This is a genomic window from Prevotella sp. ne3005 (assembly GCF_900110085.1).
In the GTDB taxonomy this organism is placed as follows: domain Bacteria; phylum Bacteroidota; class Bacteroidia; order Bacteroidales; family Bacteroidaceae; genus Prevotella.
On the sequence record NZ_FOCK01000005.1, the window covers coordinates 32391 to 45475 of the forward strand.

The window sequence follows — 13085 nt, forward strand, 5'->3', positions numbered from 1 at the left end:
ACCAACATGAGAAAACTGTTTATCTTTAGTATGCTGCTGACTGCTGCCACCATGATGGCACAGACAGCCAGAAATTTTACGCTGAACCTGACCGACGATGGCAAGGCGCAAATGGTGTGTTTCCTGCCTGAAAAGTGTTCAGGCAAAGCGATTGTGGGCGTTCCAGGTGGTGGTTACTCCATGTTGTCGAACACCCACGAGGGTACACTGGCGGCTGAATGGATGAATCAGCGGGGCATCGCCTATTTCGTGGTGAACTATCGTTTGCCAGCTGGTGACCGCACGAAGCCTATGGGCGACGTGATGAAAGGTATCCGCATCGTACGCGACTCAGCTCTGGTGTGGAACATCAATCCCAACGATGTGGGCATCATGGGCTTCTCGGCTGGCGGCCATCTAGCATCTGTCATCTCCACCCATGCCCCTTTCGACGCACGTCCTAATTTCTCTATACTGTTCTATCCCGTCATCTCGATGGATGAGCGTGTGTCGCACAAATGGTCGTGCCTGAACTTCTTGGGTAAGGATGGACAGCAGAACCCAGAGTTGGTGCGCGACTTCTCGACCATGAATGCCGTGCGCAGTCATCTGACACCTCCAGCCTTGATTGTCTCAGCCAATGACGACCGTCTGGTGCCCTTTGTCACCAACGGACTGGAATACTATAAGGCCATGCGCAATGCAGGTAACGACTGTTCTATGCTGGTATATCCCACTGGCGATCATGGCTTCGGCTTCGGCACCTGGTTTCCATACCATGACCAGCTGCTGACAGAGATTGGCAGCTGGCTTGATGCCCACAAGGCACCCAAGCAGGATGCCATCCGTGTGGCTTGTATCGGTAACAGTATCACCGACGGCTATGGCATCGATATGCGTACGGCCTATGGCTATCCTGCCGTGTTGCAGAAGAAGCTGGGCAATGACTACTGGGTGAAGAATTTCGGCGTGAGCTCTCGCACTATGCTCAACAAAGGCGATTTCCCCTATATGAACGAGATGGCGTGGAGAGATGCGCTCGCATTCAAGCCCGATGTGGTCATCATCAAGCTGGGCACCAACGACTCGAAGCCCGAAAATTGGCAGTATGGTGCTGAGTTCCGCCAGGACCTGGAGCAGATGATCACCACGCTGCGTCCAGACCTTGCCCAACCAGTCAAGAAAGCTAAGAAGTCCAAGAAATCCCAGGCAGTGGCTGAGGCCAAACCCCGTATCCTGCTCTGCACGCCCATCCCCGCTTTTAAGCCGACGTGGAACATCAACGACTCAGTGATTGTCAATGAGATCATTCCCATTCAGCAGGAGGTGGCCAAGAAATATGGCCTGCAGGTGGTCGACCTGCATACGCTCTATGCCAACGATGGCAATAAGATGGTGGACGATGGCATCCATCCCGATGGAAAAGGTGCCGAGCGACTGGCAACCATCATAGCAGAAGCGCTCGCCAAATAGACATTCCCCCAACACTCTCAAAGTTGCAACCATGTTTGTACCCTCGAAGGCATTCTTTCTTGTAAGTTTACTGGTCCTTGTTACCTCCTGCTCTGATGGTAACAATACCAACGAAGAGCCGATGCTGAAAGGCATCATTTCTACGTATAATGAGTACGACGGAGCCATGCTGGATTTTACGAAAGCAGACATGGAGAAGGCTGGATTTACGCCTGGTGACCTCGTCAGCATCACCCTTGACGACAAAACATTCGTCGTGCCTTATTACGACGGCTACTACACTCGTAGCGGAGAACTCCTGCTCGTGGCTTATCCCAGCTATCCCAGCATCTGTTTTACAGCTGGCAACACCGGATTGCCCCCGGAACAGAGAGGACTGGTGGGGCAAGCCGTTACCGTCAGAATGAAGGAAAAGGGTGGTTGTCTCGACGTGCAAACAGCCATGAGTATGACATATTCCAACGACCGCAATGACTATCCAGACCTCACCGATGCTGAGTTTGCTAATGCTCGCGCGGTGAAGGCTGGTAACATTGCCGGCGGTGTGTTGTACCGAAGTTCAACACCGTTCTCTGACGAAACCAACCGCGCCTACTGTGTATCGGAATATCTGGAAGGCGAAAAGGTAACGACGGTGCTTAACCTTGCCGACACAGAGGAGAAAATGCAGAGCTACGACATGCCTACCTACAGCCGTGCACTTTGGAATGCAGGCAATGTGATATTGTGCCCGTTGAAGGCTGACCCTACGGCAGATGACTATAACAAACGACTGATTGCGGCTCTCAAGGAACTGCCGTCGCGTCCGGCACCCTATGTCGTGCATTGCATTGAGGGAAAAGATCGTACCGGATATGTGTGCGCACTACTGGAGGGATTATGCGGCGCAACGTATGAGGAGATTGTAACCGACTATCTGATTACCTATGACAACTATTATGGCGTCAATCCCCAAAAAGACCATGATGTATGCAACACATTATTGTCGCTGAAACTCAACCCGTGCCTGATGTATTATGCCGGCATTAAGGATGAGGCACAACTTCCGAATGTTGACTACGCAAAAGCGTTCTCTAGCTATCTGCTCTCTCACGGCATGAGCCGCCAGCAAATTGACGCTCTGATTCTGGCTTTGACAGTTCTTTAGTTTTCTTATTTGTAAAGATAATGATAACCCAACAAAAACTATAGTTATGAGAATGATTAAATATACAATCCTCGCACTTATGCTGTTGCCGATGAACTCTCAGGCACAGCATCAGCAGTATCAGCAAGTGAACGACATCCCTTACACATCATCTGACGATGCATACGCCCAAGAGCGTTGCAAACTCGACGTTTATTACCCTACAAATCAAAAGGATGCCCCCGTTGTGGTATGGTTCCATGGTGGTGGTATTGAGGGTGGTAACAAGCACATCGACGAACAATTGAAGAACAGCGGCTTAGTGGTGGTTGCAGCCAACTACCGTCTGCTGCCAAAGGCTCATATCGACGATATCCTCGACGATGCCGCAGCTGCTGTGGCATGGACATATAAAAATATCGAGAAATATGGTGGTAGTCATCGCAAGATTTTCGTGGCAGGACATTCCGCAGGTGGCTACCTGCTCAACATGATCGGCCTAGACAAGAAATGGCTCGCCAAATATGGCGTTGATGCCGACTCATTGGCTGCCCTCGTGCCCTTCAGCGGACAGTGCATCACGCATTACAATATCCGCAAACAGCAGAACATCCCTCCCTTGCAGGCCACTATTGACCAATACGCCCCGCTCACCTACATTCGTCCAGATGCCCCACCTATCATTATTATTTCTGGTGACCGCGAACTAGAACTCTTTGGCCGCTATGAGGAGCAGGCTTACTTCTGGCGTATGTTGAAACTCGTGGGCCACAAGGATGTGACGCTCTATGAGATGCAAGGCTACGACCATGGTGCCATGCCGCAACCTGCATATTACATTCTGAAGCAGCATATCAAGCGCCTGACTGAAAACAAAGCCAACCCGAAGTAAGCTTTAATCACTTTACTCCGTGGACAAGCATCTTCAGGGTATAGACGGATTTTGATGCGGTGATAAATAAGATATCACGCTCTTTTCCGCCAAAACAAACGTTTGCAGTCCAGTCTTCAGGAATGGGAAAATGGGCAATCTTGTGGCCGTTTTTGTCGAATACGGTCACACCGTTGCCAGTAAGATATATGTTCCCTCTATCGTCTATCGTCATTCCGTCCGACCCCATGTCTGCAAAGACCTGCCGGTTTGCCAGATGGCCGTCTGGCAGAATGTCATATTTCAGGATTCTGTTTGCTTTTGCCTCCGCAACATACAGATATTTTCCGTCGGGCGTTCCCACAAGGCCATTAGGCTGGTTGAGTGTTGAGTCAAGCATGACTAGTTGCTGACCTCCCGGCGCGAGATAATACAAACCTTCTACTGGCTGTTGGCGCTCTGGGCTACGTGTCCAATAGTCTCTTTTAAAATAGGGGTCAGTAAGATAATAGCCTCCATCCTTCGAGATCCAAACGTCATTAGGCCCGTTCAGCAATTTCCCGCAATAGTCGGTTATCAGTATCTTGGAGTGTCCTTCCATATCGAAAGACCAGAGTTGGTTGTCCATATCTGCACAGGCTATCAAGTTGCCTTGTGCATCAAAGTACATACCGTTAGCTCGACCGCTCTGACCGGTGAACAATGTGATCTCTCCAGATTCGCAGTCCCAATGGTATATCTTATTGTTGGGCTGGTCTGTAAAGTACACGTCCCCCCTTACGTCTGCCGCAGGCCCTTCTGTAAAGCTATACGAATCAGAAACTCTTACAGGTTCTTCCCCTTCAGCAACTATATCATTTGACTGAGTCTGAGCACATGCAGCCATCACGCAAAGAATAGTACATGAAAGCAATAACTGTGAGTATGATAATCTTTTTTTCATTATCGAATGAACGTGTCTCAAGAAAGGTTCGACGTTTAAGCAAAGTGTGAATGTCCAAGCTGTGGATAGTCAGCCAGCCTATCGTCTGAACAGAGCAGTTGCTATTTTAGATTGGTCTTAAAAAACGCCGCCAGTTTATCCCAAGGAATCATGTTCTTGGGCTGACCTTGACCAGCCTTCTCCTCGTAGCCGCCATCATAGAGGTCACAATGTGAGGCATCGGGGATGATGAGCAGTTGCTTGTTCTCGGGGTTGGGGTTGGGCTCACCAACGAACTTGTACCCCTCGGCCTTACCATCTACCATATAGTGATAGGCAGCCTCGCCAAAGTAGCGTGAGTGGGCATCGGCACCATGCATCACGAGAACGGCAGAGCGTATTTCGTTGATGTAGTAGAGGAAACGGCTGTTGGCGTATGCCTGGGTCCCGATGACGCGCCAACCGTCGTTAGAATTGCCAGAGCGTGCATGATAGCCACGTGGGGTCTTGTAATAATCATAGTAGTCGTGCACGAAACGGGGAGCCTGTGGGGGTACAGTATCCAGCACGCCGCCAGCCATCGCATTGGGGTCGGCGAGTCGCTGCTTCGAGAGATTCTCACGGTTCTTGTGGCGAGCTTCTTCCACGTCGAAGGCATCGTTGTAGTCGTTGCCGCTGACGCGTGTCATATCATACATTGTTGAGGCTACGGTGGCTTTGATACGTGTGTCGGCAGCGGCAGCATTCAGAGCAATGCCTCCCCAACCGCAGATGCCGATGATACCAATCTTCTCGGCATCCACATTATCCTGCTTCGACAAGAAATCGACGGCAGCCATGAAGTCTTCGGTGTTGATGTCGGGCGAAGCTGTGCGACGCGGTTCACCGCTGCTCTCACCGGTATAGGAAGGGTCGAAGGCCAGTGCCACGAAACCACGTTCTGCCATCTTCATCGCATAGAGTCCGCTACACTGCTCCTTGACGGCTCCGAAAGGACCACTGACAGCGATAGCGGCCAACTTACCTTCGGCATCCTTTGGCGTATAGAGATCTGCAGCCAGTGTCAGGCCATACTGTGTTTCAAACGTCACCTTACGGTGGTTCACTTTCTCGCTCAATGGGAACACCTTGTCCCATTCCTGCGTCAATGTCAATTTCTGTTCCATATTGCTGTCTGTAGTTTGTTTGTTACTGTTTGTGCAATCTGCTAGTATTCCGCCCAGCAGCATTGCGGCTAATAATATCTGCTTCATAAAACCATTTTGAACTATGTTCGAGCTCGTTCACGTTCGAAAATGTAATCGAGCTTCCATTTTACTCACTTAATCACGACCTTGTTACCATTCTTGATATAGATACCTTTAGAGGGATTGTTTACCCTCACACCATTCAGCGAATATATATTCCCTTCGTCCTTAGAAGAAGAGTTAGGGGTAAGGCTCCTTATGGCGTTTGTGCCCGACGAAAGCGACAGCGTTACACTGATATTGCTTTCGCCTGCTTTTAGGAATGTGCGTAGCTCGCTCTCAGAGAGCCCATCTATTTTGCCTAAACGGGTGTAGCTCCAAGAGTTGCCGGCATAAAATATACAGATGTTGCTGCCGTTATAGAGCACAATATCTCCAGGCTGAGCTGTCATCTGCTCGTTTTTCGTTGTCAGCGATCTGCCCAAAGGACCCCAAATCTCGAAATTGTTGTCGTTGAGTGTGACGGTGATGGGTGCACTCTGTAGTGCAGCAACCAATTCACGCGAAGCATCATTATCCACCAGTGTTGCGCTTTGCGTTTGTCCACCGATGGTGATATACAATTTCTGTGTCATAGTTTGTGCCATCACTTCACTGTCTTTCGAGCAACCTGTTAGAAGCATTACTGCTAGAAATAATAAAATATGTTTCATATTTGTTCCTGATTTCATTTAATTCTGGCTGTTGGCCTTTATCAAGTCGCCAAGTTTCACGTTGGGGTTGCGATAGCGGGCATTGCGGTTCGGCTCTTCAGGCTCTGGAGGCGTGGGGATGATGGAAATGGCTTTCTGCGGGCAGTTATGAACGCAGGCCAGACAGTTCTCGCAATCGCCTTCAGGAACACCCTTTTCGTCGACGACCTTCCAAGAACCATGCGGACAGACGGAGGTACAGACACCGCATCCAACACATGCATCCGTCGAAAAGACAATTTTCTCGGAACGGGTGACCGTAGGTCTTTGACGATCCCTGCCAGAGTGGCGGTAATAGCCTTCGCAGATCATACGGTCCTCCTGGGTGACTGCCTGAATATAGTTCTCACGACTGTTAATGGACGCGAGGACGGCGGCAATCCGCTCTGGAACACGCTGATTCTTCGGGTCTGCCTTTTCCTTTTCTGCATCAAAATACGGTAGGTATGTATCGACCATCTGAATGGTGGAAATATTGTTCATCTGCACCCCATGCTCTTTGGCAAACTTGTCAACAAACTCAGGAAAGATGGTACTATGCGCACCATAAGTGCCGACGGTGAAGAAATAATCGGCCTTGAAAGTGGAACGGGCGATAAAGTCCTGGACGATTGCCGGCGGTATGAAGCAATAGACCGGGCAGACAAACCCGATTTCTTCCGCTTCATAGACGGGATTCTCATTGTGGATTTCCTGTGAGATACTGCGCAATTCAGCCTTGTCGCCGCCCAGTTGCCGGGCGACGTAAAGGCTGTTGCCTGTTGCCGAGAAGAAAAAGACGAGTCTCTTGATTCTTGCTGGTTTGGGAGTTACGACTTTTGCTGCAAGAGGGGTAGTTGCAATCGCTGCTCCTGCAATCAGAGTTCCCATGCGTTTCAGGGCATCTCTTCTGTTCATTTTCTTGTTGATATCCATATCCTTCATTACTTAAGCGTGTCATACATTTCATCCGCCACAGGCTCACACCACTCGTTGCTGGCACCTTCCTGGACATCCTTGTGATAGGTGAGATGCTGGAACCATGAGTCTTTTTGGGCCCCGTGCCAGTGTTTCACTTCGGCAGGGATGGCGATGACGGTGCCGGGAGTCATCTCCTGCGGCTCCTTGCCCCATTCCTGATACCAACCACGACCAGCGACGCAAATCAATACCTGTACCTGTTTGTGGTGAATGTGCCAGTTGTTACGGCAACGTGGTTCGAATGTAACGTTCATGACACCACCACCGACATCGGCCAGATAACTCTGTCCTGTGAAATACTTGCCGTAAGGATTGGGCTCGCCTTTGGGCCACTTGGTGCTCAGGGTGTAACCCTCGTTGCAGAGCCAAGCTGAGAGCTCATCGACCAGTTGCTTCGAGTTGCCCATATTCACGGCTCCTTGTTTGTGGGCGGCGAGTTGTGGAGCCACGCCTTCGAGACCACTCAGGGCTGCTACGGTAACTATCTCACGATCGGCAGCAGAGAGCTGGTCGCCAGCGAAGATGTCACCAAAGAGATGCGACTTCAGATAGTAGTCGTCCTGAGGACAGAAGGTATAGTTGAAGGGCTTCCCAGAGAGCTGAGTCTGGTTCTTGGTGCCCAGTTCGTAGGCCTTTTTGGCATCGTCCCACTCAGCAGGACGCTTCCAAGGCTTCCCTTCCTGCCAGTTAGGCTGCTTGTTTTCCAATACCTTATTCAATACTCCCAACGCATTCAGACTTCGTGGGAACCCTGTGTAGGCATAGAGTTGCGAGAACGCCTCTTTCAGTTCGTTGATAGTTACACCATTGTCCAGCGCCATACGCACGGCAGGTTCCAAACGTTCCATATCACCCTGTGCCATCAGGCAGGCACATGCAGCCAATCCCTGCTGACGCTCTGTTAGCGTCTTTGCATCTATTGTAGACATAGTCAATATTGCGATTAAAAATAAAACGATTCTTTTCATTTATCTCTTTTTTTAAATATCAGTTTCATCGTCTCTGGGTCGAGCGGCTTCATCGTGGGTAGTTTCAGGTCTTTCACCATGTGGAGCGTGCCCTGCTTGTACTTCTGGAAGTGAGGGGTCTTCAGGTGCTGTTGATAAACTTCCTCGGATGCATAGATTTCAAGGATGCGAATCTGGCATGAGTCCTCGGCACTCTGCATGGGGAACAAGCAAATTACGCCAGGCTCGCGCTCTATACTGAGGCGATCCACCTCGTTGGCGAAGGCTAAGTATTCTTCCAAATACTGTGGAAACACCTCAATCTCTGCTATGCGGACAATCATGTTTGTTGCAGTTGTCTCTGCCGATGGCTTTTCTTCCGATTGGTCAAACAACCACTTTGCATTTTTCCACAGGATCATCTCGCGGAATGGTGTGAGGTCGGGCTCTTTCGAGAGATAGTCCTTCATTCTCGTCAGACTCTGCTTGAGCACCTGTGGAGCGACGTAAGGATAGTCGGATCCGTAGAGCAGATGGTCGGGTGTTGTGATGGTGAGTAGCATGCGGATGACCTCGGGAGAGTGTGCACCAGCGAGGTCGTAGTAGAGGGCACGGAGGTTGGCCTCGTAGTCAATCTCTCCCACCATCTTGTTGGCTTGCATCACGGGCGTCAGCGACTTCATGCGAGGGATGGCCAACGGCAGATAGGCACCGCAATGGGGCACCACCACCTTGATGTTATTATAGCGAGCCAACAGGTTGCGACTGATCATGTTCGATACGGCACGGGTGGTCTCCGAGAGATATTCCTGCATGGCCAGCGGTGTCTGCTGCATCACCTGCTTATTTACCGGTTCAGGGCGATGCGGATGCAGAATCACCACAGCCTTGCGCTCGTTCAAGACCGAGAAAAGCGTGTCGAGTTCTGGTGCACCAAGATACTGTCCACCAACGTTTGTTGCCAACTTGATGCCATCGGCCTTCAGCACGTCAAGGGCATACTTCACCTCCTCAATGGCTTTCGTGACATCGGACAAAGTTGCGATTGGGCGAGCGGAGTCGGAACTCGTTTCGACTACCGAGCGTGAGTAAGCTCGACCACCGGTCAAGGGTAGGGCAGCACAGAACAGGAATCTGCCAGGATGCTCTTTCTTGATGCGAGCGGCAGTTTCGTTGGCTTGTCTTATCACCTCAGCCGATGATGGCTGTGGTGCAGCCAACGTCAATACTGATGTCTGCACACCGGCCTCGTCCATCCATTTGAGATGATTCTCCACGTCGTACTTCGGCAAGGGGAATCCCTCGTCCATCAGTCTGCCCTCATTTTCGAGTGAAGACACATACTCAGGAGTGATGATGTGCGAGTGCACATCAATCACGCCCTGAGCGAAACCGTTTGCTGCTATCATAAGACCCAGCAATAATGTTTTAGCTTTCACTTTTCAATTATTCTTAATGAGTATCCTACAGTACTTGTACTACGGTTTTGGTACCGTATGGGTGCAAAGTTACACACATTATTATATATAGGCATTACACAAATTGGCTGATTATATACCAATTTCGCAGAAAGTGCTTAAAAAACGTAAAAAACATACCATTATTAGACTATTTTGCGTATCTTTGCCATCGATATGAGGAATATTTTGAAGGTTGACACTCCCAACGACTATGCTCGTTTTGTGGATGCTCCGCTGTTGCACCCACTGGTTAGCATCATCCATTATGATGAGTTGGCACCCTTTCGTCATAGCCTGAACAACTATGGCGTGTATGGGCTGTTCATCCAACGTCAGTTTCCATTCAATCTCTCTTATGGCATGCGGAAATTACAGGTGAGCGATGGCTCCATCATAGCTGTAGAACCAGGACAGATAGGCGGATTGGAAGACAATGGCGAGCGCATCTCATTGTGTGGCTGGGTGCTGTTGTGGTCGCCCGAGCTGTTGCATGGCTCCGAGCTGGAACGTCAGATAGACCGCTATCAGTTCTTCTCGTATTTCTTCGACGGTTCATTGCGTATGGAGCCCGACGAATGGCTCTGCATCACGCAACTGGTGGCTCAGATGCGACAAGAGCTGCAGACTCATGAGGATTCGCCGTCTTTAAGAAATGTGCTGCTGGCTTATCTGCGCCTGATACTGGAATACTGCAACCGTATCTACCAACGCCAGTTGTTCGAAGAGGACAGGGGAGAGGCTGACCTGCTGAAGCGTTTTCACAATCTGCTTCAAACCTATTTTCGTGAGAACCGGCAGCTGATGCAGGGTTTGCCTACCGTCGCTTGGTGTGCCTCCGAACTGGCCTATTCGCCTCGCTATTTTGGCGATATTGTCCACAAGGCAACTGGTGGCACTGCCATTGGCTACATCCACAACTACGTTATCAATCAGGCGAAAAGTCTGTTGATGCAGGGTCACAACATCAGCGAGACCTCCCGTCTGCTGGGCTTCGATTTCCCCCACCATTTCACTCGTCTCTTCAAGCGCATCACGGGGCTTACTCCCAGCGAGTTCTTAGGAAAAAATCAACCGTAGTTTTTATACTCTCCAGGTGTCATCCCCGTGAGGCGGCGGAAATACTTGGAGAAGAACGAGGGGTTGGCAAAGTGCATCTCCTCAGCTATCTGCGCCGAAGACTTGTCTGTGTGGCGCAGTTCTATTTTGATGCGGGTGATGAGGGCACGGTCTATCCAATCCTTGGCGGTGGTGCCGCTGGTTTGGCGGATGACGGTGGTCAGGTAGCGCTCAGTGAGGCACATACGCTCGGCATAGTAGCCTATCTGGTGTTGTTCGGCACAATGCTGGGTGACCAGTTGAAGGAAACGGTCGAAGATGGTCTGCTCGCGCGATTGTGAGTGAATAGCCCGGTCAGCTTGTTTGCGATAGCATCCGTCGTAATGTTGCATTAATGCTGCCACAAGTGCGCTGGCTGTGGGATGATGGTATTCGGGCTGATGCACCATCTTCCAAAGCGTTTCGATGATGTCGAGTGCCGTCTGCTGGTCGCTCTCGCTGGGGGGTATTTGGAAATCGCGCACCTGTCCGTTGAAGGCCGACGGCATCTGTCCTGGGGCAAAAGGCATAGGAAACTGGCTGAAAAGTATCACGCCACGAATTTCAAAGTTGTTCGAGAACTGATGAGGCATGATGATGGTGCCAGGCCCCAGATAGGCCAATGTACCTGCAGTGAGGTGGCGGTCTTGCAGGTTGAAGTTGATGCAGGCCTCGCCATTCAGAATAACACCCAGTCGGTGGTCGTTGATAATGAATGGTGGCTTCTGCTTCATAATGAGTTTGAACACCGTCGAATCTCCATGCACGATGCCAAGCTCATTATCAAAATACACTTGTTGGCGTATCTTCTGCAGATCAGGAGCTAATATGTGCTGCATCTGCGAACGGTCCATCAGTTGCGGTTGTTTGTTCATAAGAAGTCCTTTTTGTTTGCAAAGATACGAATAAACGAGCGAAAAAACAAATTATCGAACAAAAAGAACATCTTTCCATTCCTGCAGATAACGCCACGATGAAAAAATTATCGTACTTTTGCACTCAGAATTCAATGACAAAAGAGATATGAAGAAATTGGTTTTAGCTTTGACGATGCTGCCGATGCTGGTACATGGACAGACACTGGAAGAGTGCCAACAGGCTGCAGAGAAGAATTACCCGTTGATACAGCAGTATGGACTTATCGAAAAGACCACCCAGCTGACGGTGGCCAACATTCAGAAGGGCTGGCTGCCACAGGTGTCGGCATCAGCACAAGCCACGTATCAGAGCGATGTGACGGCGTGGCCCAGTGAGATGAAAACGATGATGAGCGGTATGGGCATCGACATGAGAGGACTGACGAAGGATCAGTACCGAGTGGGTATCGATGTGCAGCAGACTATCTACGACGGTGGTGTCATAGGCAGTCAGAAGCGTATAGCCCGTGAACAGGGCAAGGTGCAGGCGGCACAGAACGAAGTCAATATTTATAATGTTCGCAAGCGTGTGAATGAGATGTATTTCGGGCTGTTGCTGATTGACGAACAAATCAAGTTGAACACTGACCTGCAGACATTGTTGGCAGGCAACGAACGCAAACTGGAGTCGATGACCAAGCGCGGAACAGCAGCCGAAAGCGACCTGCAGAGTGTGAAGGCAGAGAGACTGAATGCGGTGCAGAAGGGCACTGAGCTGGTATCGCAGAAACAGATGCTACAACGCATGCTGAGCACTTTTTGTGGTATCGAGATCAACAACATACAGAAGCCACAAGTGAAGTCTGATGGCAGAAATCTGGCGACAGGAAACCAGAGACCAGAACTGAAGGCACTGGATGCACAGATCAGTGTGCTGAATGCTCAGGAAAAGGCACTCAACGCAGCGCTGATGCCGAAGGTGGGTTTGTTTGCGCAGGGTTACTATGGCTATCCAGGTTTGAATATGTTTGAGGACATGATGCGCCATAAATGGACCCTGAACGGCATTGTCGGTGCACGTGTTACATGGAACATCGGTGCCCTCTATACCCGCAAGAACGACAAGGCAAAACTGCAGTTGCAGCGTGATATGACGGAGAGCAGTCGGGAGGTGTTCCTCTTCAATAATAACCTGGAACAGATTCAGCAGAATGAGAACATAGAGCGCTACCAGAAGCTGATGGCCCACGACGGGGAGATTATCTCGCTGCGACAGGCTGTGAGAAAGGCGGCAGAATCGAAGCTGGCACATGGCATCATCGACGTGAACGACTTAGTGCGCGAGATTAATCAGGAGAATGCGGCTTGTGTGCAACAGTCGGTACACGAGATTGAAATGCTGAAAGAGATATACGATAACAAATACACCATTGGTGAAAAGTAAGAAAGTAAAAAA

Annotated in this window: 12 protein-coding genes; 5 read left to right on the plus strand and 7 right to left on the minus strand. The window is 50.1% G+C overall.

Translation table 11 applies throughout. The features are described 5' to 3' along the window. Positions 1-6: 6 nt before the first annotated feature. The 3 genes from axeA1 to BMY16_RS08175 are packed head-to-tail and all read left to right on the plus strand — an operon-like array spanning position 7 to position 3470. Positions 7-1452, plus strand: a complete 1446-nt coding sequence (gene axeA1, locus BMY16_RS08165; protein WP_091841567.1) for an acetylxylan esterase AxeA1 — start codon at positions 7-9, stop codon at positions 1450-1452. 31 nt (positions 1453-1483) lie between these two features. Beyond that, on the plus strand, positions 1484-2599 hold the full coding sequence (locus BMY16_RS08170; protein WP_091841569.1) for a tyrosine-protein phosphatase: 1116 nt from the start codon (positions 1484-1486) through the stop codon (positions 2597-2599). A 52-nt stretch (positions 2600-2651) separates the two neighbouring features. After that, a complete protein-coding gene (locus tag BMY16_RS08175) occupies positions 2652-3470 on the plus strand; it encodes an alpha/beta hydrolase (protein ID WP_411267776.1) in 819 nt (272 codons plus the stop codon). A 7-nt stretch (positions 3471-3477) separates the two neighbouring features. On the opposite strand, the gene BMY16_RS08180 is transcribed toward BMY16_RS08175, so the two are convergent. From BMY16_RS08180 to BMY16_RS08210, 6 genes are all read right to left on the minus strand, one after another. After that, a complete protein-coding gene (locus tag BMY16_RS08180) occupies positions 3478-4392 on the minus strand; it encodes an SMP-30/gluconolactonase/LRE family protein (RefSeq protein WP_091841969.1) in 915 nt (304 codons plus the stop codon). A gap of 101 nt (positions 4393-4493) precedes the next feature. Further along, positions 4494-5600 carry an alpha/beta hydrolase gene (locus tag BMY16_RS08185; protein ID WP_411267777.1) on the minus strand — a complete coding sequence of 369 codons (1107 nt, stop codon included), beginning with the start codon at positions 5598-5600 and terminating at the stop codon, positions 4494-4496. Positions 5601-5689: 89 nt separating this feature from the next. After that, entirely contained in the window at positions 5690-6193 is a 504-nt protein-coding gene (locus tag BMY16_RS08190; protein WP_091841574.1) for a cyclophilin-like fold protein, read from the minus strand. A 96-nt stretch (positions 6194-6289) separates the two neighbouring features. Next, complete coding sequence (locus tag BMY16_RS08195) at positions 6290-7207, minus strand: EFR1 family ferrodoxin (protein ID WP_170836049.1); 918 nt, start codon at positions 7205-7207, stop codon at positions 6290-6292. 26 nt (positions 7208-7233) lie between these two features. Further along, positions 7234-8199: a carboxymuconolactone decarboxylase family protein gene (locus BMY16_RS08200; RefSeq protein ID WP_170836050.1), complete on the minus strand. Its 966-nt coding sequence runs from the start codon at positions 8197-8199 to the stop codon at positions 7234-7236. A gap of 35 nt (positions 8200-8234) precedes the next feature. Further along, the gene (locus tag BMY16_RS08210; RefSeq protein WP_244512985.1) at positions 8235-9626 is read right to left on the minus strand and encodes an amidohydrolase family protein; all 1392 of its coding nucleotides are present in this window, start codon (positions 9624-9626) and stop codon (positions 8235-8237) included. Positions 9627-9851: 225 nt separating this feature from the next. Here BMY16_RS08210 and BMY16_RS08215 point away from each other — a divergent pair, with 225 nt between their 5' ends. Then, on the plus strand, positions 9852-10754 hold the full coding sequence (locus BMY16_RS08215; protein WP_091841580.1) for a helix-turn-helix transcriptional regulator: 903 nt from the start codon (positions 9852-9854) through the stop codon (positions 10752-10754). Here BMY16_RS08215 and BMY16_RS08220 read toward each other — a convergent pair. Next, positions 10745-11647: a helix-turn-helix domain-containing protein gene (locus BMY16_RS08220; protein WP_091841582.1), complete on the minus strand. Its 903-nt coding sequence runs from the start codon at positions 11645-11647 to the stop codon at positions 10745-10747. The genes BMY16_RS08215 and BMY16_RS08220 overlap by 10 nt on opposite strands. Before the next feature lie 148 nt (positions 11648-11795). On the opposite strand from BMY16_RS08220, the gene BMY16_RS08225 reads away from it, so the two are divergent. Then, positions 11796-13073, plus strand: a complete 1278-nt coding sequence (locus BMY16_RS08225) for a TolC family protein (protein WP_091841584.1) — start codon at positions 11796-11798, stop codon at positions 13071-13073. Positions 13074-13085: the final 12 nt, after the last annotated feature.